Raw genomic sequence first — 23,813 nt, 5'->3', positions numbered from 1 at the left:
TTGACGCACCCGCAACGAGCGCTTAAAAAGCATAATGCAAATTGGAGAACGATCACGTTTTTCGGCTAAAATCACACCATATGCGACAATATTGATGATTTACCTGAATGTGAACTAAATCACTTCAAACATGGGGTAAGTCTCAGTATCATCATACAAGCTAAACCCTTGCCGCCTGACGGTGAGGGTTTTCTTTTGGGATTATTTACCTGCGCACCCGCAGTATCGACGACATGGAGTAATAAATGTCCAGACCAACTATCATCATTAACGACCTCGATGCGGAACGCATTGACCGCCTGTTGGAGCAACCTGCGTTTGCTGGTTTACCCATTGCCGACGCCCTGAACGCCGAGCTGGATCGCGCGCAAATGTGTTCTCCAGAAACCATGCCGCACGATGTCGTGACCATGAACAGCCGCGTGAAATTCCGCAATCTGAGTGATGGCGAAGTCCGTGTGCGTACCCTGGTGTATCCGGCTAATATGACTGACAGCAGCACACAGCTTTCCGTCATGGCGCCTGTTGGCGCGGCACTGCTGGGCCTGCGCGTTGGCGACACCATTCACTGGGAACTGCCGGGCGGTACATCAACACACCTCGAAGTCATCGAGCTTGAGTACCAACCAGAAGCTGCGGGCGACTACCTGCGCTAACTCTGTCTTATCAAAGCTATTCGCTTTATCTTGCAGGGGATGCATCTGCATCCTCTTTCCGGATACTCCTCATCTCCCCGCTCCTCACGTTATTTCCTGTTCGCAAAACATAAATCTGTGCCGTGACTGACAGAATCATTTTTAATACTATGCTGTTATGTGTTCATGTAATGACAAGGAGAATGTTTATGTACAACACAATCATAATGCCTGTTGATGTATTCGAAATGGAACTGAGTGACAAGGCTATTCGCCATGCAGAATTCCTGGCACAGGAAAACGGCGTTATCCATCTGCTGCATGTGCTGCCAGGCTCAGCAAGCTTAAGCCTGCACCGCTTTGCGGCAGACGTTCGTCGTTTTGAAGAGCATCTGCAACACGAAGCGGAAACGCGTCTGCAAACAATGGTCGGTCACTTCAGCATCGATCCCTCCCGCATTAAACAACACGTGCGCTTTGGTAGCGTCCGTGACGTGGTCAACGAGTTGGGTGAAGAGTTGAATGCGGATGTGGTGGTCATTGGGTCACGTAACCCGTCCATCAGTACCCACCTGCTCGGCTCAAACGCCTCCAGCGTTGTCCGCCACGCCACTCTGCCGGTACTGGTTGTCCGTTAACTGCGTCTGATTTACTGTAACAACCCCACCCGTCTTACGGGTGGGGGGTTATTGCGTGATGCACTCTTTCTCATCGGCTGCGCCCATAACCTGGCACACCTCCCCTGTAGATATTTTTTGTAAGGCCAACTCCCTGTACTGTCCTGGGCTGACACCCGTATGTTTATGGAAAAAACGCGTAAAGTAGGCTTCATCATTGAATCCTAAAAAAGCCGCAAGCTGCTTTATCGTCTTAGAGGTGTAGACCAGCTCCTGTTGGGCTTCCTGCAGTACGCGCATATTAATCACATCCAGGCTGGACATGCCTAATGTTATCCGACATAAGCGCGACAGATGCCCCGGGGACATACCCATCTCTTCAGAATAATCATTAACGGTCAGCCGCTGGCGAAAGCGCTGATCCACCAGCAGGAGGAATTTGTTTATTTGTGAGGCTTTACGCGAGCAGATATCAAATTTCTGCTGTTCTTCTGTCAGGGTACTGATACGCGTGAGGTGAACCAGGATGGAAATAAAAATCGAAATGCACATTGCCTTATGATTAACCCTCGGTTTCTGCATCTCTTTTTGTAAAGACTGATAAAAACCCTGAATAATTTTCCCGTCTTCTGGGGAGCCATCGAGGGGGATTACGCAGGGCTTATGCATCAGAGTGAGAACGTTGGGCGCCAATAATCCCATTACCGACTCCATTGGCCCTTGTGAGGCAGTGATCGTCATCCCTTCCGTACCGGGCCGGTAATCAAAACCATGAACGGTCTGCGCAGGTACAAGGATGAGACCCGGCCCCTTCAACTTCATCCGGGTGTAATTCATTAAAACATCAACCTCGCCACTCTGAATAAAGAGGGTCTGAATCAATGAGTCATGAATATGCGGGCTGGCTTTCCAGTTCAGGGGTTTTGAACGCAATGAGATCATTTCTACATTAAAGAAATTTTCCCAGCCTGGTTCCGACTGCTCGCCATATAACGCATAAGTAGGAATGGTCGTTGTCATCAATGCTTCCCCACCCAATCAAATGGACCCGCCAGGCGGCAACGGTGTCATCCCCTGGCGGGCTAAGGTTATGCGGGCATAATGACCGCGCCGTCAGCATTCAAACGCGCTATCTCCTCGACAGAATATCCGTATTCCAAAAGAATTTGCTGCGAATCATGCCCTAATCTGCGGGATGGACGAATTTGTGCAGGCCCCATACTGCCAATGTTCACAGGAGGGGTCACCAGCACGCGTCGGTTACCAGTGATATATTCAACATTTCTCAGACAGTCCGTCGCCCACGCCTGCTCATCGTCAAGGATTTCATCAGGCGTGAAGCCTTTCTCATGAGCAAAGTCGTTTTGTTTTAACATCTGCATCATTTCATCAAGCGAGCGTTTAGCGACCTGCTCACTGATGATCCTGATAATATCCCGGTTACGTCCATGCAGATTGACATCGGCAATACGACAAAACTCGGGACTGTCGACCAAATCTTCGCGACCAAGTAGCGTCATGAACTTATTGAAAAAGCGATCGTACTCTGGGATACAAATTACCATCCAGCGACCATCACGGGTTTTATAGGTATTGTTGAACGGGTTCGCGACTTCACAACGGGATTTAGGATAAACGTTGCCGTATTGCGCCGATGTGACGGCAATACTCATCATAAACAACGCGGTATGATGCAGACTCACAGTGACCTTATCCCCCTGTCCAGAGAGCGTACGACCATATAACGCCGCGCAGACACCCGAAACAAGACACATGGAGGCCTGGAAATCGCCAAACCCATTAACTGAGTTAATCGGCGTTTCCCCCCGTTCGTTTGTCGACCCCAGGATCCCTCCCCGGCAAACATAGGCCGTCGCATCAAATCCTGCGGTATCTTTTTCTGGTCCTTGCTCACCGTACCCCAGAATCTGAGCGAAAATTAAACGAGGGAAACGCAGGTGCAACTCTTCCCATGAGAACCCCAGCCGCTCCAGCGCTTTCGTCCGATAGCTGGTCACTACCACATCAGCGGTGGAAAGAATACGCCAGGCAATTTCTTTCGCTCGCTCCTGTTTCAAATTCAGGCACAGAAAACGCTTATTGGCATTGGAAATATCAAATGCCGGATTCTCATCATCTTCATACGGCATATTAAAAACTGACGCCTGCGTACGACCAGGATCGCCGATGGGCGGTTCGATTTTGATCACATCCGCCCCCCAATCACCTAAAATACGCGCGACCGTTGGCGCAGCCAGAAATGATGTCAGATCAACGACCTTAACGCCCTCTAATGGTCTCATACGTCATATTCCCTCAATAATGAGTAGCCTGTTTAACCGGCAAATCCTTTACGGCCACCGGCGCTTACGCGTGCTAATTTCTTTTCTATTGGCCGAATGCGCGCAATTAACATAAAGAATGCTCCGACAATCGCCACGCCCGCGCCCAGATACAGTGCGTACTCGTACTGACCACCGGAGACATCAATCACCCAGCCAGCGAGTACAGGCGAGAGAATACCCGCCAACGTCCCGAACACCCCGTTCAGCCCGACCAACATACCGGTGTCTTTTTGCGAGAAAATAATAGGAATTGAAAAGTGTGCAGCCATCGTGAAGCACAGGAAGAAGTTCGACGCAGAGATAAGCGTGGCGGCACTCCACAAGCTATTTGCCTGAGTGCCGAGGATCAAAAATACCCCAGCTAATAATAACCCCAGTACCGGAGAAATCTTACGTCCGACGTTTTGTCCAAATCGACGACATGCGGCATCAGTAACTACGCCCCCCAGCGGATAGGCAAAGATTGCCACCAGATACGGCAGCATAGAAAAAATCGCGCTTTGTTTGAGATCGATTCCACGCCCCATAGCAAAGTAGGTTGGCAGCCAGGTCATGAAGAGAAAAAAGAGGTAATTGGTACAAAAGTAACATAAGGCGCATGCCCAGACTGAAGGGGTTGCCAGAATATCGCCTTTACTTAGCGGCTCATTTTGTGTGGCCGGAGAGATTTCAGTAGAGACTTGCCCAGCCAGAATATAGTCTCGTTCACCCTGGGTGATAAATGTATCCTGTTGCGGACGGTTGCTGCCGAGCTTCCACCACAGCAGACACCACAGTACGCCGGGTACCGATACAACGTAAAACACGGCCTGCCAGTCCCAGCGTTGGACTATCCATGCAGCCAGAACCATGGCAACGGCAATACCAGTAGGGCAACCTATCTGCAATAATCCTGTCGCCATTCCGGCTTCATGCTTAGGTACCCATTTTGCCGCCAGTGAAAAGTTAGCCGGCACAAGCAACCCTTGGCCAATCCCGACCAGAATACGCAGCAACATCATGATGCCCAGCGTTGATCCTAACGGCGTTAGAAATGTGAAAACTGCCCACCATAATGTTCCAGTCACCAAAACGACCCCGCCGCCAAACCTGTCCGCCAGTAAACCCGCGGGTAACATTGTGACGGCATAGCCAATGAAAAACGCCGTGGATACCCAGCCAAACTGCATGGCGCTCCAGCCATATTCCTGCATTAATGCAGGCCCACACATCGACATCCCACTTCGCGCCACAAACATGACGAAATAATCAATAATGAGCAGGACAATAATGCCCCAGCGTCTGTTCCCTGGTGATGTACTCATAGGTCACTCTCGCAAAAAAGCAAAAATGGCCGTAGCCACAGGATAAACAGCGACGTACGACCAAAACTGAGGTTAGTGTCCCGTAAAATCGGCTAACCTCTGACACGGTGCAAACACCCCCGGACTAGCGGATCTCACCACCTGCGGCAATCAATGGGCGTGCGATAGTCAGTCGCTGCACGGTACGAGGGCCTTCTTCAAACCACAGGGCACGAGCATCGCGGTACATCCTTTCTACCGGGCCATACGGGTTATCTTCGAAATAGCCAATACCACCAAAGATTTCGAGACAGCTATCCGATACCGTACGCACGGTATCAATGCCGTGCAGTTTGCACATGGCTGAAACCATCTCAATATCTTCGCCACGGTCGAATTTTTGCGCACAGTCGCGCAGCATGACGCGCAGCGCATGTACCTGCGTACCCATATCCGCCAGCGTTTGTTGAATCGCCTGGCGAGAAACGAGAGCCTTACCGAAAGTCACACGATCTTTTGCTCTGGCAATCGCCAGCTCCAGGAAGCGCTGTGACATGCCAAGGCAGGTTACGGCAATCATGGCGCGTGAATGCGCCAGCGCATTCATGAAAATATCCAGGCCATCGCCCTCTTTCCCCATAATGTTATGCGCAGGGACTTCGCAGTTTTCAAAACGCAGATAAGCATGACCCGCGCCACGGCACCCCATCATGTGCGGCATAGGATCAATGTAATAACCGGGGGTATTCGTTTCGATAAAGAATGCTGTTAAGCCACCCTTTTTACGCTTATTCTCATCCGTAACCGCAATAACATAGCTCCCATCGGATATATCCGTATGAGATATCAACGTCTTAGTTCCGTTAAGAATATATTTATCTCCTTTTTTAACCGCGGTAGTACAAATATCTGCACCCGAACCGCAATCCGCCTCAGTTAATGCAAAATTAATATACGCATCTTTATTTGCCAGCAGCGGTAACCATTTAGCACGCAAATCTTCTGCGCCATGATCGTACATAATTCGCCAGTTCAATCCGTTGGCGTGGTGCAGGTTCATACGCATCCCACCAGGCCCGCGGCAAAACTCTTCCATCACCGAAAAGAACTGTTCGCAGTTGAGTCCCATACCGCCAAATTCTTCAGGCATTGCCAGACGAAACAGATCGTTTTTACGGCAAACGTCGTAATAAGAGTCAGGAAAGACATTCGTCCGCTCAACTTCCAGTTGAATTTCTTCCAGCTCAGTTTCGGTAACCTTTCTGACTTTTTTCTTCAATGCTTCCAGTTGCTGCTGAGATAAAATGGACATATACCAACCCCACTCCACGTTGAATACTCAGGTAAGAATGCAGGCCATAAGAATATGAATATATAAAAGATAAGATATTCTAACCAACCTGTTTCCATGAATTAACGTGATGGATTATAAAAATAAAATTCGTCCTCCTGACATTGACAGATTTAACCAAAAACAGGACAAATCGAACATCACCAAAACCCAGCGTTTATTTCTGAACCCGCATCACAAAAACATACTAAATGCTCGTTTTGTCCAGGACGTTGTTAAATATGTCTATGCATCATTAATGCCCGCTGAATTTATTCTCCTCATACCAATTATTCTGCAAGTCGGTGTCCAGGCACGATCAGAATATAAAGAAATGAACATCGTCCGAAACATCAATTCTTATCAGCAGGCATCATTGAGGAGACATCATGGACTTTAGCCTGACCGAAGAGCAGGAACTGCTTTTAGCCAGTATCCGCGAACTGATAACACGAGATTTTCCCGAAGAATATTTCAAGACCTGTGATGAAAATGGCGCCTTCCCCAGCAAGTTCTTTCAGGCATTGGCCGAAAGCGGCGTGGGGCTGTTAGGCATTCCTGAAGAACTCGGCGGCATCCCCGCCGATATGATGACGCAAGTGCTGGTTCTGGAGGAAATAGCGCGCATGGGGGCTCCCGCCTACATTATGACGGAAGGCCAATGCATCCATAATATGCAGCGCTTTGGCAATGCAGAACAGTTGGCGAAAACGGCTGAAGTCGGGCTGACCGGGATCCCTGCCTATTCACTCGCCTTCACCGAGCCGCAGGCGGGATCGGATAATAACCGCGTCGCCACAACCTATACCCGAAGAAATGGCAAAGTTTATCTGAACGGGCAAAAAACGTTCATCACGGGCGCCAAAGATTACCCATACATGCTGGTGCTGGCACGCAATCCCGAACCGGAAGATCCGAAGCGTTGCTTCACCCTGTGGTGGGTGGATCCAAACATGCCGGGCGTTAAGCGCAATAGCCTGCACAAAATCGGCTGGCACATGGTCAGCAACTGTGAGGTTTTTCTCGATAACGTTGAACTGGAAGAAAGCGCGATGGTGGGCCGCGAAGGTTACGGCTTCATTCACATGATGGAAAACTTCGATATTGAACGTCTCGTCATCGCCGCACACTCGCTGGGTGTGGCGGAATGCGCCTTTGAAGATGCCGCCCGCTACGCCAACCAACGTATTCAGTTCGATAAAAATATCGGCCAGTTCCAGATGATTCAGCTCAAGCTGACCCAAATGGCGATAAAAATCCAAAACATGAAAAACATGGTCTATCGCACGGCATGGGAATGTGACAACGATTTACCCATGCGCCTGTCCGCGCCGATGTGCAAATTGTATTGCGCACAGTCAGCCTGCGAAGTCATTGACGATGCGATGCAGATTTTAGGTGGCCTTGGTTACACCAATGACAGCCGGGTATCCCGCTTCTGGCGAGATACCCGTGTTAACCGCATCGGTGGCGGTACTGACGAGATTATGGTGTATATCTCAGCCCGCCAGATCCTGAAACAGTATGAAAAATAATAGGATACGTCATGAAATTACTTGCCTGTTATAAATTGGTCGCGGAAGAACAAGACATCAGTATCACCGCCGACAGAACACTGGACACAACGCGTGCTGGAGAAAAAATCAGCCCATTCGACCTCAATGCTATTGAAGAGGCCGTCCTGCTGGCCGGTGAAAACGATGAAGTCATAGCCCTGTGCGTTGGCGGTCAGGCGCTGGATAACGCCAAACTGCGAAAAGATTTGCTCTCCCGAGGTCCTCATGGACTCTACCTGGTGCGCGACGAGCGGCTGTCAACTGCGCTTGCGCACGAAACCTCCCGGGTCATTGCCGCAGCAGCGAAGAAAATCGGTTTTGATCTGCTGCTGTGTGGCGAAGGCTCTGGCGATCTCTATGCACAGCAAACCGGGCTGCGTGTCGGGGAAATGCTTCATCTGCCCACCGTCAATGCCGTCAGCCACATTGAAGTCCAAGACGGCTACGTTACGGTCGAACGCACACTGGAAAATGAAATAGAGATTATTGATGTGCCGCTTCCTGCCGTCTTGTGCGTCACGTCAGATATTAATGAACCGCGTATTCCTTCCATGAAAGCGATTCTCGGCGCAGGGAAAAAGCCCGTTACCCAATGGACGGCCGATGACATCGGCTGGTCGCCGGTATCTCCCGAGGCCGAAATGGTCAATATTTATGCCCCGCAGCAGGCAGAACGTAAACACATCATCATTGAAGGCGACGGCGCAGAAGATATCGCTCGCCTGGCAGAGCATCTCAATAAAGTGCTGAACTGAAGACAACGGAGAAGCTGGGAATGAGCAAAATCAATCAGGTATGGGTAGTGAGTGACAGCGCCGACCGTTACGCGGATCTCCTTGCAGGAGCAAAGCAGTTCGGTGAACACGTGAGTGCGGTCATCTGGGATGAGAGCGAGGCTTTGCAGGTACAACATGCCGACGCGGTGTACGTCCTGAGCGGAAAGTCAGAACAGCAACGGTTAGAAAACTATGCAGAAACCCTCGTTGCCCTGATACAAAATACCGAAAAAGACGACAGTGCGCTCAGGACGGGAACATTAATCCTGCTGGCGGCAACCCGACGAGGAAAAAGCCTGGCGGCCAGACTTAGCATCCTGCTGCAATCAGCGCTGATTAATGATGCCACCAGCCTGGCGCTGGAGAATGGCGAACTGTATGCCGAACATCGAATGTATGGCGGTCTGGCGTTTGGTCGGGAAAAAATTAACACACCTATGGCTATCGTGACCGTTTCGAGTGGCGTATTCGAGCCGCTGGAAGCAAATGCGCCGCATCAGCTTGCTCCCATGCCCGTCAGCTATATCCCACCGCAACATGAGCTTTTATGCAAAGCGCGCCGGGCAAAATCGGTCAGCAGCATCGATCTCAGTAAAGCCCGTCGTGTCGTCGGTATTGGGCGTGGCTTAGCGGCCAAAGACGATCTGCATATGATCTGGGATTTAGCCGCTGCGCTGAATGCGGAAGTCGGCTGCTCTCGCCCCATTGCTGAAGGTGAGCACTGGATGGATCGTGAACGTTACATTGGCGTTTCTGGCGTACTGCTTAAAACCGATGTGTATCTGGCGCTGGGCATCTCAGGGCAGATACAGCATATGGTCGGCGGTAATGGCGCCAAAATCATTGTCGCCATTAATAAAGATAAGAATGCGCCAATCTTTCAGTACGCCGACTACGGGCTGGTAGGCGATATATATAAAGTCGTCCCGGCATTAACGGAACTGCTACAGCACTAACATTTAACGCCGCCATCCCGAATGGCGGCAACAGGAGCAAAAGCGATGTCGGACGAAAAATTTGACGCCATTGTTGTCGGCGCAGGCATCTCAGGCTGCATCGCCGCTTATGTAATGGCAAAAGCAGGACTGGATGTGCTGGTCATTGAGCGTGGTGATACTGCGGGCAGTAAAAATATGACCGGAGGACGACTCTACACGCACAGCCTGGAAGAAATTATGCCGGGTTTTACCCATATAGCCCCCGTTGAAAGAAAAGTAGTCAGGGAGCGAATTTCCTTTCTTACAACAGAAAGCGCTGTCACGCTGGACTATCTCGCGAGCCTCCCCCAACAGGCCCCGGTCGCAGAATCATGGACGGTACTTCGCCGCACATTTGACAGTTGGCTCATGGCGCAAGCAGAAGCCGTTGGCGCTCAGTTCATCACCGGCGTCAGAGTAGATTCACTGATCCGTCAAAATGGACGAGTGACGGGAGTTCAGGCCGGAGACGATACCCTGGAGGCAAATGTGGTTCTCCTCGCCGACGGTGTAAATTCTCTGCTGGGCCGCGCTATCGGTATGGTGCCAGAATCATCGCCGCACCATTATGCCGTTGGTGTGAAGGAGGTGATTTCACTGCCATCCGCACAAATTCAGCAGCGCTTCGGGCTAACAGGTAACGAAGGCGCCGCCTGGCTGTTTGCCGGTTCGCCGTCAGACGGATTAATGGGTGGCGGTTTCTTGTATACCAATCGCGATACGCTTTCACTGGGTCTGGTATGCAGCCTCGACGGTATCGAGCATGCCCGTAAAACCGTGCCGCAAATGCTGGAAGACTTCAAACAGCATCCTGCGATCCGTCCGCTAATCGAAGGCGGTACGCTACAGGAATATTCCGCGCATCTGGTGCCGGAAGGCGGGATAGATATGGTTCCAACGTTAGTCGAGAACGGAGTGATGATTGTCGGTGATGCGGCCGGAATGTGTCTGAATCTGGGCTATACCGTGCGGGGCATGGATCTCGCCATCACAGCAGCCAATGTGGCGGCGCAAACGGTCATTGCCGCGAAAAATGCCAATGATTTCAGTAAAGGAAAACTCCAGGCTTATCCCAACGCACTGGAGAAAAGCGCGGTGTTACGCGATATGCGCCACTACCGCCGCCTACCTGCAATGATGGAGAACCCGCGAATTTTTCAACAATATCCGCAAATGGCAACCGATCTCATGGCGTCTCTGTTTACCGTCAACGGCAAGGCCCCTGCTTCACTGTTCTCGACAGTATTAGCGCACGGCAAAAAAATCGGATTAATTAATCTCTTAAAAGACGGCATTAAAGGAGTTCGCGCATTATGAATACCGTGAACGTCGATGTGAAATTGGGCACGAATAAATTCAGGGTCGATGAAAGCCATCCCCATATTGTCCTGGTGGAAAACCCCGATCCAGAGCAGTTCCGTAAACTGATCCTCGCCTGCCCCGCCGGATTATATCGCCAGGATGACGCTGGCAATATTCACTTTGATTATGCTGGCTGCCTCGAATGCGGCACATGCCGGGTGCTGTGTTCACACACCATTCTACAAAAATGGGAATATCCACAAGGAACGTTTGGCGTTGAATTTCGCTTCGGCTAACCCCCTGCAAAACAGCATATCGCCGTATCAGGAGATACCTCGTGTTCGCGGTTCAGGGAGAAGACCATGTCGGTACAGAATCAAATTGATATCAGTACGATTTTAGACAAACACCCCATCAGCAAACGGCAATGGTTTATTGTCTTTCTCGGTTTTTTTGTTCTGGGTATTGATGGTTTCGATGTCACGGCAATTGGCTACATTGCTCCGGCATTAATAGATCACTGGCAACTATCCAAAGAAGATCTGGGCCCGGTCATGATGAGTGGATTATTGGGGCTGGCGGCAGGCTCTTTAATTTCTGGCCCGCTAGCTGACCGCTATGGACGTAAAAAGTTAATTATTGGGTCAGTTGTCTTTTTTGGTCTCAGCAGCCTGCTTTCTGCCGGGGCCTGGAATTTATCCAGCCTGACTTTTTTTCGTTTTATTACCGGACTCGGGTTAGGCGCAGCCATGCCCAACATCACGACGCTGGTTGCAGAGTACGCCCCCCACCGTTATCGCTCTCGCCTGTCAACGGTGATCCATTGCGGCTTTAATTCTGGCGCAGCGCTGGGAGGCATACTTAGCCAACAGTTGCTCGGAACGTTTGGCTGGCGCGCCGTGCTTATCGCAGGCGGCATTTTGCCATTATTGCTGGCACTGGTTTTACTGCGTTGTTTACCTGAATCGATGTTGTATCTGGTGCAGCACGCCGGTAACGATGCGCGCCTGGTTCGCCTGCTAAATCTGTTTATTCCCGGAATTGCAGACAAAGATACGCGTTTTTACACCACCGAGCCGCAAAAAGCCCGCGCCAGCACGGCAAAGTCACTGCTGCATCCCCCTTACACGCTGGGAACGGTGGCGCTGTGGTTGACGCTTTTTGTCGGACTCTTCAGCGTTTACCTTTTATCCAGCTGGTTACCCCTGATGATAAAAGATGCCGGACTTACGCTCTCCCAGGCCGTCATTATGGGGTCTGTCTTTCAGATAGGCGGCATGATAGGCAATTTTTGCATTGGTATTGAAATGGATCGTTGGGGCAAACACGAGGCTATTATTCTGACGCTGTCAGGCAGCATATGCGGCGCATTAGTTCTGGGGCTGTTCACCCCTTCGCTTTTCCTGCTCTATGCCCTGGTTCTTATTCTTGGCTTCACTCTCAACGGGATCAACCCCGGTTGCTATGCACTGGCTGCGCACTTTTACCCGACTTCAATACGGGCAACCGGCGTTGGTTGGGCGACGGGCATTGGCCGGCTGGGCGCGATTACCAGCGCAGGCGTGGGTTCGCTCATGCTCGCAGCAGGCTGGACATTCAGTGACGTCTTTCTGTTTTTGCCTCTGCCGCTACTGGCTGGCGCACTGGCGATGTATTGCAAAAAAAGAACTCAGTCTGAGACATAACCAATGACAACGAACCTAAAAATCAATGCCGAGCGTAAAGCGCAATACAGGCAACAGGGCCACTGGGGAGATGCGACATTAGCCGATTACTGGTCCCTGTCGGCCAAAGCGTATGCAGACAAAGTGGCGGTCACCGATAATCGGGGGGATAACTATACTTATAAAGCGCTGGATATTGCCGCAGGACGGCTGGCGTCCTGGCTCATTGACGTCGGTATCCGCCCGGGCGATCGCGTGGCGCTCCAGTTGCCCGGCTGGTGTGAATTCACGATAATTTATCTGGCCTGTCTGAAAAGCGGAGCCGTGACCGTCCCGCTCCTGCCTGCTTTCAGGGAGTGTGAACTGACCTGGATACTCAATAAATCCCGAGCCCGGATACTGTTTACACCAACGAGTTTTAAAAACGACAACCCGGCAGATAGGATCGCCGCACTCCGTTCCGATCTGCCCTGGCTTGAGAAGGTGGTGGCGGTTGATAAGCTGGCGCCTGCGCCCACAGGCCCCGTTCTGAGCCAGATCCTCAATGATTCTCCGCCAATAGCGCATCACGTCCTAACGCATAGCGACGATCTAGCGGCAGTTCTTTTTACTTCCGGTACGGAAGGTCATCCCAAAGGCGTGATGCTGACGCACAATACCATCATCGCCAGTGAACGAACCTTCTGCGCGGCGCTCAATATAAACTGGACGGATTCGATTCTCATGCCCGCTCCGCTAGCCCATGCAACAGGATTTCTGCATGGCGTGACCGCCCCTTTTTTAACAGGCGCCAGCAGCGTGTTGATGGACATATTTTCTCCGCAAGAGTGCCTGGCATTACTGGCGCAAGAGCGCTGCACCTGCATCATGGGAGCAACACCGTTCGTGTGCGATCTGCTGTATGCTTCCAAAGCACAGCGCAGCATTCTCTCTTCTCTTCGCTTCTTTCTGTGCGGGGGAACCACAATCCCAGGAAAACTTCTGCAGGAATGTCACCAGGCAGGGATTCAACTCCTTGGCGTATACGGAAGTACAGAAAGTGCTCCCCATGCGATAGTGCGACCGCATGACTCTCTGACTCATCAAATGAACACGGATGGCAGAGCCGCTGCAGGCGTTGAAATCAGAGTGGTCGACCAGAAGAAGATGACTCTGGCGGAAAATAATGAGGGCGAAGAAGCCTCTCGCGGCCCCAATGTTTTTGTCGGCTATCTTGATGAACCGGAACTGACCGACCAGGTGCTTGACGACGACGGGTGGTATTACAGCGGCGACTATTGCCGGATGGATAAAGACGGCTATATCAAAATTACTGGCCGAAAAAAGGACGTTATTGTTCGTGGCGGTGAAAACATCAGTAGTCGCGAAATAGAAGATATTCTGCTGCTTCATCCGGATATCCACGATGCCGCTGTGGTGGGCATGCCAGATAAACGCCTGGGTGAACGTTCTTGCGCTTATGTCGTGCTGAGTCATCCACAAAAAACGCTTCAGTTGGCTGATATCATCGCGTTTTTCGCCCAACGGCGTATCGCAAAATATAAATACCCGGAATATCTGGTTGTTATAGACAAATTACCGCGTACGGCCTCAGGCAAAATTCAAAAATACATTCTCCGACAGGATATTCTCCAGCGTCTGGCATCCCTCTCGCAAGAAACGACTGGTCTAACAACCTCGGCGTAAGAAGGAGCGCGTTATGTCTCTAACTCATACTGTTCCCCAACATTCCCGCAACGTACGCAGAGTATCAAACCGGATTAAAAACAGTACCAAACCCACTTTTATCCGCCCTAACCCGAACTTCTACCGTTGTCCTCAGTGCGGGGCGTTCCTTGTCACCATGGCTATACGTGACGCAACATCCCCAATAACCTGCTGTGGAAAAACACTCGTCGCGTTACGGGTTAATGATGCCACTACTACCGATGCGCTCGCCCAACAGCATCAACCACTGATGACCATTTCCGGGGGATTTGAATCAAATACGCTTTCCGTAACGGTAGGTAATCCGGCGCATCCAATGACGGCAGATCACTATCTGGAGTGGATCTTTATTTACACCTTTCAGGGGGGGCAATTTAAATATCTGCCGCCAGGCGCGCCGCCAGAAGCCACTTTTGCACTCGCGGGCAATGATGCTTATGTTTATTGCGATCGCCCAATCTGCAAAGGGAAACAGTGTAAATTCAACTGCAAACGAGGATTTTCAGCCTATACCTGGTGCAACCAGCATGGGTTGTGGCGGTACACATTTTGACAGATCACATTGCAGGTCAGCATGTTGTGCGCGCTTTAGCGAAATAAAAAACCGCCAGCGAATGACTGGCGGTTTTGGCATTGCAGGTGAGTCTTACTTTTTTATGCTACTGTGGTGCGAATCAGATAATCAAAGGAGCTTAACGAGGCTTTCGCGCCTTCGCCTGTCGCGATGATGATCTGCTTATAGGGTACGGTTGTGCAGTCACCTGCAGCGAAAACACCTTTCACGCTGGTTTCGCACTTCGCATCAATGATAATTTCACCCATGCGGTTACGTTCAACGGCGCCTTCCAGCCAGTTGGTGTTCGGCAGCAGACCAATCTGAACAAAAATACCTGCCAGTTCTACACTGTGAACATCGCCGCTCACGCGGTCACGATACTCGAGCCCAGTGACTTTGCTGCCATCGCCTTTTACTTCTGTCGTTTGCGCATTCAAAATGATGTCGACGTTTTTCAGACTACGCAGTTTATTCTGCAGCACCTGATCGGCCTTCATTTCAGGAGCAAACTCCAGCAGCGTCACATGTTCCACGATGCCCGCCAGATCGATAGCGGCTTCAACACCGGAGTTACCACCGCCAATCACCGCCACACGCTTGCCTTTAAACAGTGGGCCATCACAGTGCGGACAGTAAGTTACGCCTTTAGTGCGATATTGATCTTCGCCCGGAACATTCATGTTGCGCCATTTCGCACCAGTCGCGATGATAATGCTGCGCGCTTTCAGCACCGCGCCGGATGCCGTTTCAATCTGATGCAGCCCACCTTCCTGCGCCGCAGGAACCAGTTTGCTGGCGCTTTGGCTGTCGATCACATCAACATCATAGTCATCAACGTGTGCTTTCAGCGCGCCAGCCAGTTTCTGGCCTTCGGTTTTCGGTACCGAGATATAGTTTTCAATATCAACGGTATCCAGAACCTGACCGCCAAAACGTTCGCCCATCAGACCGGTGCGGATACCTTTACGTGCAGAGTACACCGCCGCAGCCGCTCCCGCAGGGCCAGAACCAACAATCAGTACGTCATAAGCATCACGCTTATTCAACTCTTCAGCCGCACGTTTCTCTGCGCCGGTGTCCACCTTCGCCACGATCTCAGTCAGCGTCATGCGACCCTGGCCGAACTCTTTACCGTTCATAAATACCGCCGGAACGCCCATCACGTTACGATCGGTGATTTCATTCTGGAACGTACCGCCGTCAATCGCCGTATGTTTAATGCGTGGGTTCAGTACCGACATCAGGTTCAGCGCCTGCACCACGTCCGGACAGTTATGGCAGGAGAGTGAATAATAGGTTTCAAATTCAAAATCACCGTCGAGATCGCGGATCTGCTCCAGCAACGCCTGCGCCTCTTTTGACGGATGACCACCGGTCCACAACAGCGCGAGCACCAGCGAGGTAAATTCATGGCCCAGCGGAGAACCCGCAAAGCGCGGCCCCTGGTGAGAGCCAGGATTGGTAATCAGGAACGATGGCTTACGCACTGCCAGAGTATTGTCTTCTGTGAAGGTGACTTTTTCTGACAGTTCAGCAATTTCAGTCAGCAGTTCCTTGATTTCTGCCGATTTAGCGCTGTCATCCAGCGTAGCAATCAGCTCAACAGGTTTGGTCAGTTTCTCAAGGTAAGCCCTGAGCTGGGTTTTCATATTTGTGTCGAGCATTCTTCTTCCCTCTCTGAAAACATCATCATGCAAGCCGACTTCGCGGGACTGCATTAATGCAACTTGCGTCATGGTGCTGGAATGAAACAGGCGCAAATTTGCGCCTGTGGAATGCCGGATGCACTACGTTTATCCGGCCTACAAATTAGCTTAGATTTTACCAACCAGGTCTAAAGATGGAGCCAGTGTCGCTTCACCTTCTTTCCATTTAGCCGGGCAAACTTCACCTGGGTGGGATGCAACATACTGTGCGGCTTTAATTTTGCGCAGCAGGTCGGACGCATCACGGCCGATACCTTCAGCGGTAACTTCGATTGCCTGGATGATACCCTGCGGGTCAACAACGAAGGTTGCGCGGTCAGCCAGACCTTCATCTTCACGCATGTTGTCGAAGTTACGGGTCAGGGCGCCAGTCGGGTCGCCGATCATTGCATATTTGATTTTTGCGATGGTGTCAGAGCTGCTGTGCCATGCTTTGTGCGTAAAGTGGGTATCGGTAGAAACAGAGTAAACGTCTACGCCCAGTTTCTGCAGTTCTTCATAATGGTCTGCAACGTCGCCCAGTTCGGTCGGGCATACGAAGGTGAAGTCAGCCGGATAGAAGAAGAAGACGCTCCAGCGACCTTCGGTATCTTTCTCGGTTACTTCGATGAACTCACCGTTTTTGAACGCCTGGTTTTTGAAAGGTTTAATTTTGGTATTAATCAAAGACATCTGTACTTCCTCCGTGTTTTCGTTGAGAGATAAGTTAACGAAAATCTCTTCCAAGGGCTAATGCGTTTCCTTTATCAAATCAATAAGCGTTAACTAACAACTTCCTCAATCGAACCTAAAAGACAAAAGTAAAAAAGGCCCCCTTTGCAGGGAGCCTCATTACCCGAGCTACCCGCAGGTAACTTCAGTACCAGCAGAACTGGCTATGTGTTGCGCTCTACATTACCTTAACAAAGGTCGTAACAGCGATTGGGATTACATCACCCAACTAAAGAAAGGGCAATCGACAGACTGTCGATCTTACCTATGGCTGTGATAGGTTTTGCAATTCAGTCCCCTTTCCTTCTGATTTTATAAGGAAAATCAATGTTCAAGCGTACCTTACTCTTATCCTTACTTCCCGCTATCGTTCATGCCGAAGAGCTACCTGCCCCTGTTAAAGCCATTGAGAAACAGGGCATTACTATTCTGAAACCTTTCGATGCCCCTGGCGGAATGAAAGGTTATCTGGGTAAATATCAGGATATGGGCGTCACTATCTACGTCACGCCCGACGGCAAACATGCTATCTCAGGCTACATGTACAATGAGAAAGGTGAAAACCTCAGTAATGCACTGATAGAAAAAGAGATCTATGCCCCAGCAGGGCGCGAGATGTGGCAGCGAATGGAAAAAGCCTCATGGATTCTGGATGGTAAGAAAGAGGCCCCGGTGATTGTCTACGTGTTCGCCGATCCCTTCTGCCCTTATTGCAAACAGTTTTGGCAGCAGGCGCGTCCGTGGGTCGATTCCGGTAAAGTTCAGTTGCGTACGCTACTGGTGGGCGTAATCAAACCTGAAAGCCCGGCAACAGCTGCCGCAATCTTGTCGACAAAAGATCCGGCCAAAACCTGGCATGACTATGAAGCCTCCGGCGGCAAAATGAAGCTGGAAATTCCTGCCTCTCTCCCGCCCGAGCAGATGAAGATACTCAATATCAATCAAAAGTTGATGGATGATTTGGGTGCTAACGTGACGCCAGCCATCTACTACATGAGTAAAGACAATACGCTGCAACAGGAAGTCGGGTTACCCGATCAGGAGAAATTAAACATTATCATGGGAAATAAATAAAGGTAATAAAATGAGTGATTGTTATCGTTCTCATTTCAATCACTCACCACACTTCTTTTTTTTCTCGTGAAAATAAAGTGTTTTGTGCTATGTTAGTTTAAATTAATCGTTCATTAAGCACTGAAACATAAAGTCTGTAAATAAGTACATTTCAAACTATTTCATAATTTAATTATTTCAAATTTTACCGTCAGAGGAAAGTATACATGGCTAATCTTTACGATCTTAAAAAATTCGATCTAAACCTACTTGTTATTTTTGAATGTATCTATCAGCACCTGAGCATCAGCAAGGCTGCAGAAACACTTTTTATTACACCTTCGGCCGTGAGCCAGTCATTGCAACGACTTCGTACTCAGTTTAACGATCCATTGTTCATTCGCTCGGGAAAAGGCATCACGCCTACAGTAACTGGCATCAATCTTCATCATCATCTGGAACAAAACCTCAACTCACTGGAGCAAACAATTAACATCATGCATAACTCCAGTTTAAAGAAAAAATTTATTATTTATAGCCCGCAAATGGCAACCAATTTAAATTTATACGAGATGGTTCATTCTCTCAGAGAAGGTTCTGATATTGATATTGAGATTGAACATCACGACATTCTAATGAGCGCAGAAACTGCTGAAAATATTCTATCTTACCGCAAAGCGGATCTGGTATTCACAATCGTACCAGTACATAACCGCTCCATTGTATGCACGCCGGTCAAAACGCTCGAAGGGGTGTTAGTCCGTAACAGTAACCATCCCAGAATTAATGATTCAAGTACCGTAGAACAATTATTAAAGGAAAAATTTACATTACTCCTCACTGAGGAACAGGGGATGAAAGAGTATCAGTCACAAACGAATCAACTTTTAGCCAATCGTGATATTGGTTTCAGTAGCGACTCTTTGATTTCAATCGTTAACGTTATATCAAACACTGATATCATTGGTATTATACCCAGAATTATGTACGAATTTTTCTCCCCTGTCTTTAATCTCAAAGAGATTAGCATCGGTATAAAATTGCCGTCAGCAAAACTGTATTTGATGTATAACCGCGCTTCGCTTTCTAACGATTCCTTTGCCTCATATATAAAAAGAATCACACCAGATAGCGAATAAACGCCTGTTAATTATTTTCCCAGTGAGCGTAATTAATTCATGTTAATAATTCATAAAAGCCATTTATTGAAATGGTGAATTATTTATGAGAATTACGACACATATAGATTAGCATTTCTTATGCTGACCATTTACCATAGCGGGGAATAACAGCTCCTCACTATGGATTTGATATGTCTGTTTATAAAATACCTCTAACTCAACATGTACTTGAAGCCGCACAGGAGCGCATTACATGGACGCTCAACACGCTGCCGCGCATTTGTGTTTCATTATCGGGAGGAAAAGATTCCGGTCTTATGCTCCATCTTACGGCCACCCTTGCCCGCCAGTTACAGAAAAAAATTAGCGTCTTATTTATTGACTGGGAAGCTCAGTTTTCCTGCACTATCGATTATGTCCAGGCGCTACGCGAGAGTTATTCCGATGTTATCGAAGAATTTTATTGGGTCGCATTACCTCTGACCACACAAAACGCGCTTTCACAATATCAACCCGAATGGCAGTGCTGGGAGCCGAATATACAGTGGGTGCGTCAGCCACCGGCCGATGCCATTACCGACCCCAATTTCTTTTCTTTCTATCAGCCCGGTATGACCTTTGAGCTCTTCGTTCGCGAGTTCGCAGATTGGTTTTCACAAAAGCGTCCCGCAGCGATGATGGTCGGCATTCGCGCGGACGAGTCCTATAACCGCTTTGTGGCCATCGCCAACTCGCGTAAGCAACGTTTTGCCGATGACAAGCCGTGGACGACGGCAGCGCCAGGTGGACACACCTGGTACATTTATCCGTTATATGACTGGAAAACAGCCGATATCTGGACATGGTTTGCGAAGACAAAAATGCCGTGCAATCCCTTGTATAACCTGATGTATCAGGCCGGGGTCCCAACACGATATATGCGTATTTGCGAGCCCTTTGGACCGGAACAACGCCAGGGATTGTGGCTGTACCATGTCATTGAGCCGCAGCGATGGGCGGCTATGTGCGCCCGCGTCAGCGGCGTTAAAAGCGGCGGGATTTACGCCGGTCATGACAACCATTTTTACGGTCATCGGAAAATACTCAAACCAGAGCATTTAAGTTGGCAGCAATACGCCATGCTGCTATTACACAGCATGCCAGAACAGACCGCAGAACATTACCGCAACAAAATCGCTGTCTATATACAGTGGTATAAGAAAAAAGGCATGGACAATATCCCGGAAAGTCAGGAAGGCGATATTGGTTCCAGGGATATCCCCTCATGGAGAAGGATCTGCAAAGTACTCCTGAATAATGATTACTGGTGTCGGGCACTTTCGTTCAGCCCCACAAAAACGAAAAACTACCAGCGATATACTGAACGCATGAAAACCAAACGTCAGGAATGGGGGTTGTTATGCAACAACGATTAACACAGGAACTCCTCAGCTTTCTTTCTGGTTTGCCAGAAAAAGATAGAATTGAAGCCATTAATGAATTCAGAATGGCAATCCACAGCGTCAGTCCATTTCGTGAAGAACCAGTAGATTGCGTGTTATGGATTAAAAGCGATCACATTTCGCCCAATGATTACAACCCTAATAACGTTGCGCCGCCGGAGAAAAAGCTGCTGTTGAAATCCATCGAAGCGGATGGCTTCACTCAGCCGATTGTCGTGGTTCACTCAACGGAAGAAGAGTATGAAATCATCGATGGCTTTCACCGCCATGAATTAGGAAAAAACAAAGCATCGCTAAAACCACGATTAAAAGGCTATCTGCCCGTCGCCTGCCTGGAACGCGATCGCCATGAACGTATGGCGGCGACAATCCGCCATAACCGCGCCCGCGGACGCCACCAAATCCACGCCATGTCGGAAATCGTGCGTGAATTATCGCAACTGGGCTGGAGTGAAGAAAAAATCGCTAAAGAACTGGGCATGGATAACGATGAAGTGTTGCGACTGAAACAAATCAACGGCCTGCAGGAGTTATTTGCCGACCGTCGGTTTTCCAAAGCCTGGACAGTAAAATAATTACAGCGAAACCAGACGCTCTGCGGCTGCTAACAGCGTCGATTCTTGCTTGGCAAAACATAGGCGGATCAGCTTATGCGGGAAAGGATCGGCGCAGAACACCGACAGCGGTATCGCCGCAACCCCCACTTCTTTAGTTAACCACTGACAAAACTCAACGTCAGTAAGCGTTGAGACCGCACTGTAATCGACCAGCAGAAAATAGGTCCCCTCACACGGCAGAATTTCCAGTCGGCTGTCGCGTAACGCATTCACCAGCACATCACGCTTTCTCTGATAAAACGCGGGCAGCTCGCGGTAGTGTATTGGGCTCTCCCGCAGCATATCCGCCAGCGCCAGCTGAGCCGGTGTGTTGACTGAGAACGTCAGGTACTGATGGACTTTGCGTAGCTCGGCGCTAATGGCGTCGGGTGCAACGCAATAGCCGACTTTCCAGCCGGTCATATGATACGTTTTACCGAAAGATGAAACGGCAACAGCGCGTTCCCGTAGCTGCGGATGAGCCAGCACGCTTGCATGTCCATGAGCGGCAAAGCAGATATGCTCATACACTTCGTCGCTAATAACAAAAATCTCGCGCTCTTTAATCGCCTGCCATAACGCATCAAAATCAGCGCGCTGCCAGACGGTAGCAGATGGGTTATGCGGTGTATTGAGGATTACTAACCGGGTGCGCTCGCTGAGTAACGTGGCAAATTCCTGCCAGTTCACACGAAATGACGGCGGTTGCAACGCAATACGTTTCACCACGCCGCCGGATAACGCCACCGCAGGCGCATAGCTGTCGTAGCTCGGATCAAAACAGATGACTTCATCACCAGGCCGCACCAGCGCCGTAATGGCTGCATACAATGCTTCTGTGGCCCCTGCCGTGACGGTGACTTCACTTGTCGCATCGGGCTTATAACCGTACAACTCCGCGGTTTTATCGGCAATGGCTTCGCGCAGCGGCTGCACGCCCGTCATCGGCGCATACTGGTTAGCGCCATGCGCGACATGATATGCCAGACGTTCCTGCAAGAAATGTGGACCGTCAAAATCAGGAAATCCCTGCGAGAGGTTAATGGCCTGATGCTGCTGTGCCAGCGCGCTCATTTGCGTAAATATTGTGGTCCCCAGATTTGGGAGTTTGCTTTGCACAATCAGTGGGTTATTGCTCATTATTGTTATCCCGACGTGTGATGTTGTTGTTGAAGCCACTATAGCACGATGTTAGTATTTGGCAATCAAGACGTTCAGACGTCTATATAAAAATAACCTGCCAGATCAGGACAGCACAAGGACAACACAACATGAGTAATACCGAGATTCGCGTCGTCACCGGCCCGGCTAACTACTTTTCCCACACCGGTAGCCTCTCCAGACTGCACGACTTTTTCACCCCGGATCAACTCTCACACGCCGTCTGGGTCTACGGTGAGCGAGCTATCGCCGCGGCGCGTCCTTATTTGCCAGAAGCTTTTCGTCTTGCCGAAGCTAAGCGCCTGCTGTTTACGGGACATTGCAGCGAAACCGATGTTGCTCAACTGGCAAAAGAATCGGGAGATGATCGCAGCATCGTGATTGGCGTGGGTGGCGGTACACTGCTCGATACGGCTAAAGCGCTGGCTCGCCGCCTTGATTTACCTTTCGTGGCGATCCCAACCATCGCCGCCACCTGCGCGGCCTGGACGCCGCTTTCCGTCTGGTACAACGATGCCGGTCAGGCGCTGCATTTCGAAATATTCGACGATGCCAATTTTTTGGTGCTGGTTGAGCCACGAATCATACTTAACGCGCCTGAAGAGTATTTACTGGCCGGTATTGGCGATACGCTGGCGAAATGGTATGAGGCAGTGGTGCTGGCTCCGCAGCCAGAAACGTTACCTCTGACCGTACGTCTGGGCATCAACGGCGCGCTGGCCATCCGCGACGTCCTGCTGGAAAGCAGCGAGCAGGCACTGGCAGATAAGCAGCGTGGTGAACTAACCCAGGCGTTTTGCGACGTGGTGGATGCGATTATAGCCGGCGGCGGTATGGTTGGAGGTCTGGGCGAGCGCTACACCCGTGTGGCGGCGGCACATTCGGTCCATAACGGTCTGACCGTCCTCCCGCAAACGGAGAAATTTCTCCATGGCACCAAAGTGGCGTATGGCATTCTGGTGCAGAGCGCATTACTTGGGCAAGATGATGTGCTGGCGCAACTTGTCACCGCTTATCAGCGGTTCAATCTCCCCACCAGGCTGGCCCAGTTAGACGTGGATATCGCAAATCGCGCTGAGATCGATAAGGTGATTGCGCATACCCTGCGCCCGGTCGAATCTATTCATGCGCTGCCGGTAACGTTAACGCCAGATACCCTGCGCGCAGCGTTTGAGAAGGTAGAATCGTTGACGGTGTGACTATGGTGCAGGTTGCCTGATGGCGGCTTCGCCTTATCAGGCCTACGGCCAAAGCATTGTTGTAGGCCGGATAAGC

General features: G+C 50.2%; 22 protein-coding genes. 15 read left to right on the top strand and 7 right to left on the bottom strand.

Annotated elements, in window-relative coordinates; translation table 11 throughout:
* Positions 1 to 245: 245 nt before the first annotated feature.
* Together rnk and uspG are read left to right on the top strand one after the other, a co-directional pair.
* Positions 246 to 656, top strand: coding sequence for a nucleoside diphosphate kinase regulator (rnk, locus tag FOB24_RS08620; RefSeq protein ID WP_005120853.1), 411 nt, complete (start codon positions 246 to 248; stop codon positions 654 to 656).
* 188 nt (positions 657 to 844) lie between these two features.
* Complete coding sequence (gene uspG / locus FOB24_RS08615) at positions 845 to 1,273, top strand: universal stress protein UspG (RefSeq protein ID WP_016152215.1); 429 nt, start codon at positions 845 to 847, stop codon at positions 1,271 to 1,273.
* Between the two features lie 48 nt (positions 1,274 to 1,321).
* Here uspG and FOB24_RS08610 read toward each other — a convergent pair whose 3' ends face one another.
* From FOB24_RS08610 to FOB24_RS08595, 4 genes are all read right to left on the bottom strand, one after another.
* Positions 1,322 to 2,272, bottom strand: a complete 951-nt coding sequence (locus FOB24_RS08610; protein WP_038638694.1) for a helix-turn-helix domain-containing protein — start codon at positions 2,270 to 2,272, stop codon at positions 1,322 to 1,324.
* Between the two features lie 68 nt (positions 2,273 to 2,340).
* Positions 2,341 to 3,555, bottom strand: coding sequence for a CaiB/BaiF CoA transferase family protein (locus tag FOB24_RS08605; RefSeq protein ID WP_038638690.1), 1,215 nt, complete (start codon positions 3,553 to 3,555; stop codon positions 2,341 to 2,343).
* A 32-nt stretch (positions 3,556 to 3,587) separates the two neighbouring features.
* A complete protein-coding gene (locus FOB24_RS08600; RefSeq protein WP_085047529.1) occupies positions 3,588 to 4,901 on the bottom strand; it encodes an MFS transporter in 1,314 nt (437 codons plus the stop codon).
* 124 nt (positions 4,902 to 5,025) lie between these two features.
* Positions 5,026 to 6,192 carry an acyl-CoA dehydrogenase family protein gene (locus tag FOB24_RS08595; RefSeq protein WP_150344791.1) on the bottom strand — a complete coding sequence of 389 codons (1,167 nt, stop codon included), beginning with the start codon at positions 6,190 to 6,192 and terminating at the stop codon, positions 5,026 to 5,028.
* 407 nt (positions 6,193 to 6,599) lie between these two features.
* Between FOB24_RS08595 and FOB24_RS08590 the strand changes: the two genes are divergently transcribed.
* The 8 genes from FOB24_RS08590 to FOB24_RS08555 all read left to right on the top strand — a co-directional run bounded on the left by FOB24_RS08590 (position 6,600) and on the right by FOB24_RS08555 (position 14,745).
* Complete coding sequence (locus FOB24_RS08590; RefSeq protein WP_069323144.1) at positions 6,600 to 7,745, top strand: acyl-CoA dehydrogenase; 1,146 nt, start codon at positions 6,600 to 6,602, stop codon at positions 7,743 to 7,745.
* An 11-nt stretch (positions 7,746 to 7,756) separates the two neighbouring features.
* Positions 7,757 to 8,521, top strand: coding sequence for an electron transfer flavoprotein (locus tag FOB24_RS08585; protein ID WP_137351044.1), 765 nt, complete (start codon positions 7,757 to 7,759; stop codon positions 8,519 to 8,521).
* 20 nt (positions 8,522 to 8,541) lie between these two features.
* On the top strand, positions 8,542 to 9,498 hold the full coding sequence (locus FOB24_RS08580; protein WP_150344790.1) for an FAD-binding protein: 957 nt from the start codon (positions 8,542 to 8,544) through the stop codon (positions 9,496 to 9,498).
* Between the two features lie 45 nt (positions 9,499 to 9,543).
* The gene (locus FOB24_RS08575; RefSeq protein WP_150344789.1) at positions 9,544 to 10,836 is read left to right on the top strand and encodes an FAD-dependent oxidoreductase; all 1,293 of its coding nucleotides are present in this window, start codon (positions 9,544 to 9,546) and stop codon (positions 10,834 to 10,836) included.
* On the top strand, positions 10,833 to 11,117 hold the full coding sequence (locus FOB24_RS08570; protein WP_069323141.1) for a ferredoxin: 285 nt from the start codon (positions 10,833 to 10,835) through the stop codon (positions 11,115 to 11,117). The genes FOB24_RS08575 and FOB24_RS08570 overlap by 4 nt, the downstream gene beginning before the upstream one ends.
* A gap of 66 nt (positions 11,118 to 11,183) precedes the next feature.
* Positions 11,184 to 12,506 (top strand): MFS transporter, encoded by a 1,323-nt coding sequence (locus FOB24_RS08565; RefSeq protein WP_150344788.1) that lies wholly within the window; start codon positions 11,184 to 11,186, stop codon positions 12,504 to 12,506.
* 3 nt (positions 12,507 to 12,509) lie between these two features.
* Positions 12,510 to 14,171 carry a medium-chain fatty-acid--CoA ligase gene (fadK, locus tag FOB24_RS08560; RefSeq protein WP_150344787.1) on the top strand — a complete coding sequence of 554 codons (1,662 nt, stop codon included), beginning with the start codon at positions 12,510 to 12,512 and terminating at the stop codon, positions 14,169 to 14,171.
* 13 nt (positions 14,172 to 14,184) lie between these two features.
* On the top strand, positions 14,185 to 14,745 hold the full coding sequence (locus tag FOB24_RS08555; protein ID WP_150344786.1) for a desulfoferrodoxin family protein: 561 nt from the start codon (positions 14,185 to 14,187) through the stop codon (positions 14,743 to 14,745).
* Between the two features lie 101 nt (positions 14,746 to 14,846).
* Here FOB24_RS08555 and ahpF read toward each other — a convergent pair whose 3' ends face one another.
* Both ahpF and ahpC read right to left on the bottom strand, forming a co-directional pair.
* Complete coding sequence (gene ahpF, locus FOB24_RS08550) at positions 14,847 to 16,412, bottom strand: alkyl hydroperoxide reductase subunit F (protein ID WP_038638660.1); 1,566 nt, start codon at positions 16,410 to 16,412, stop codon at positions 14,847 to 14,849.
* 150 nt (positions 16,413 to 16,562) lie between these two features.
* A complete protein-coding gene (ahpC, locus tag FOB24_RS08545) occupies positions 16,563 to 17,126 on the bottom strand; it encodes an alkyl hydroperoxide reductase subunit C (RefSeq protein ID WP_004859485.1) in 564 nt (187 codons plus the stop codon).
* Positions 17,127 to 17,492: 366 nt separating this feature from the next.
* Here ahpC and dsbG point away from each other — a divergent pair, with 366 nt between their 5' ends.
* The 4 genes from dsbG to FOB24_RS08525 all read left to right on the top strand — a co-directional run bounded on the left by dsbG (position 17,493) and on the right by FOB24_RS08525 (position 21,356).
* Complete coding sequence (dsbG, locus tag FOB24_RS08540; protein ID WP_085047538.1) at positions 17,493 to 18,239, top strand: thiol:disulfide interchange protein DsbG; 747 nt, start codon at positions 17,493 to 17,495, stop codon at positions 18,237 to 18,239.
* Positions 18,240 to 18,445: 206 nt separating this feature from the next.
* On the top strand, positions 18,446 to 19,357 hold the full coding sequence (gene citR, locus FOB24_RS08535) for a DNA-binding transcriptional repressor CitR (RefSeq protein WP_121528745.1): 912 nt from the start codon (positions 18,446 to 18,448) through the stop codon (positions 19,355 to 19,357).
* A 173-nt stretch (positions 19,358 to 19,530) separates the two neighbouring features.
* Positions 19,531 to 20,754 carry a phosphoadenosine phosphosulfate reductase gene (locus FOB24_RS08530; protein WP_038638652.1) on the top strand — a complete coding sequence of 408 codons (1,224 nt, stop codon included), beginning with the start codon at positions 19,531 to 19,533 and terminating at the stop codon, positions 20,752 to 20,754.
* Positions 20,739 to 21,356 (top strand): IbrB-like domain-containing protein, encoded by a 618-nt coding sequence (locus FOB24_RS08525; RefSeq protein ID WP_085047540.1) that lies wholly within the window; start codon positions 20,739 to 20,741, stop codon positions 21,354 to 21,356. The genes FOB24_RS08530 and FOB24_RS08525 overlap by 16 nt, the downstream gene beginning before the upstream one ends.
* On the opposite strand, the gene FOB24_RS08520 is transcribed toward FOB24_RS08525, so the two are convergent.
* Positions 21,357 to 22,517, bottom strand: coding sequence for a pyridoxal phosphate-dependent aminotransferase (locus tag FOB24_RS08520; RefSeq protein WP_085047541.1), 1,161 nt, complete (start codon positions 22,515 to 22,517; stop codon positions 21,357 to 21,359).
* Between the two features lie 131 nt (positions 22,518 to 22,648).
* Between FOB24_RS08520 and FOB24_RS08515 the strand changes: the two genes are divergently transcribed.
* Positions 22,649 to 23,737 carry an oxidoreductase gene (locus FOB24_RS08515; protein WP_150344785.1) on the top strand — a complete coding sequence of 363 codons (1,089 nt, stop codon included), beginning with the start codon at positions 22,649 to 22,651 and terminating at the stop codon, positions 23,735 to 23,737.
* Positions 23,738 to 23,813 lie beyond the last annotated feature (76 nt).

Source organism: Citrobacter werkmanii (genome assembly GCF_008693645.1).
GTDB lineage: Bacteria > Pseudomonadota > Gammaproteobacteria > Enterobacterales > Enterobacteriaceae > Citrobacter > Citrobacter werkmanii.
This window is presented reverse-complemented; position numbering and strand designations above follow the sequence as displayed.

What these genes read in the sequence shown, in the direction of transcription:
- FOB24_RS08565 (WP_150344788.1), top strand. Translation starts at nt 11,184, where the DNA reads ATGTCGGTACAGAATCAAATTGATATCAGTACGATTTTAGACAAACAC.
- FOB24_RS08520 (WP_085047541.1), bottom strand. Translation starts at nt 22,517, where the DNA reads ATGAGCAATAACCCACTGATTGTGCAAAGCAAACTCCCAAATCTGGGG.
- ahpC (WP_004859485.1), bottom strand. Translation starts at nt 17,126, where the DNA reads ATGTCTTTGATTAATACCAAAATTAAACCTTTCAAAAACCAGGCGTTC.
- uspG (WP_016152215.1), top strand. Translation starts at nt 845, where the DNA reads ATGTACAACACAATCATAATGCCTGTTGATGTATTCGAAATGGAACTG.
- FOB24_RS08600 (WP_085047529.1), bottom strand. Translation starts at nt 4,901, where the DNA reads ATGAGTACATCACCAGGGAACAGACGCTGGGGCATTATTGTCCTGCTC.
- citR (WP_121528745.1), top strand. Translation starts at nt 18,446, where the DNA reads ATGGCTAATCTTTACGATCTTAAAAAATTCGATCTAAACCTACTTGTT.
- FOB24_RS08515 (WP_150344785.1), top strand. Translation starts at nt 22,649, where the DNA reads ATGAGTAATACCGAGATTCGCGTCGTCACCGGCCCGGCTAACTACTTT.
- FOB24_RS08585 (WP_137351044.1), top strand. Translation starts at nt 7,757, where the DNA reads ATGAAATTACTTGCCTGTTATAAATTGGTCGCGGAAGAACAAGACATC.
- FOB24_RS08570 (WP_069323141.1), top strand. Translation starts at nt 10,833, where the DNA reads ATGAATACCGTGAACGTCGATGTGAAATTGGGCACGAATAAATTCAGG.
- FOB24_RS08590 (WP_069323144.1), top strand. Translation starts at nt 6,600, where the DNA reads ATGGACTTTAGCCTGACCGAAGAGCAGGAACTGCTTTTAGCCAGTATC.
- rnk (WP_005120853.1), top strand. Translation starts at nt 246, where the DNA reads ATGTCCAGACCAACTATCATCATTAACGACCTCGATGCGGAACGCATT.
- FOB24_RS08555 (WP_150344786.1), top strand. Translation starts at nt 14,185, where the DNA reads ATGTCTCTAACTCATACTGTTCCCCAACATTCCCGCAACGTACGCAGA.
- FOB24_RS08575 (WP_150344789.1), top strand. Translation starts at nt 9,544, where the DNA reads ATGTCGGACGAAAAATTTGACGCCATTGTTGTCGGCGCAGGCATCTCA.
- FOB24_RS08580 (WP_150344790.1), top strand. Translation starts at nt 8,542, where the DNA reads ATGAGCAAAATCAATCAGGTATGGGTAGTGAGTGACAGCGCCGACCGT.
- FOB24_RS08525 (WP_085047540.1), top strand. Translation starts at nt 20,739, where the DNA reads ATGCAACAACGATTAACACAGGAACTCCTCAGCTTTCTTTCTGGTTTG.
- FOB24_RS08595 (WP_150344791.1), bottom strand. Translation starts at nt 6,192, where the DNA reads ATGTCCATTTTATCTCAGCAGCAACTGGAAGCATTGAAGAAAAAAGTC.
- ahpF (WP_038638660.1), bottom strand. Translation starts at nt 16,412, where the DNA reads ATGCTCGACACAAATATGAAAACCCAGCTCAGGGCTTACCTTGAGAAA.
- dsbG (WP_085047538.1), top strand. Translation starts at nt 17,493, where the DNA reads ATGTTCAAGCGTACCTTACTCTTATCCTTACTTCCCGCTATCGTTCAT.
- FOB24_RS08605 (WP_038638690.1), bottom strand. Translation starts at nt 3,555, where the DNA reads ATGAGACCATTAGAGGGCGTTAAGGTCGTTGATCTGACATCATTTCTG.
- FOB24_RS08610 (WP_038638694.1), bottom strand. Translation starts at nt 2,272, where the DNA reads ATGACAACGACCATTCCTACTTATGCGTTATATGGCGAGCAGTCGGAA.
- FOB24_RS08530 (WP_038638652.1), top strand. Translation starts at nt 19,531, where the DNA reads ATGTCTGTTTATAAAATACCTCTAACTCAACATGTACTTGAAGCCGCA.
- fadK (WP_150344787.1), top strand. Translation starts at nt 12,510, where the DNA reads ATGACAACGAACCTAAAAATCAATGCCGAGCGTAAAGCGCAATACAGG.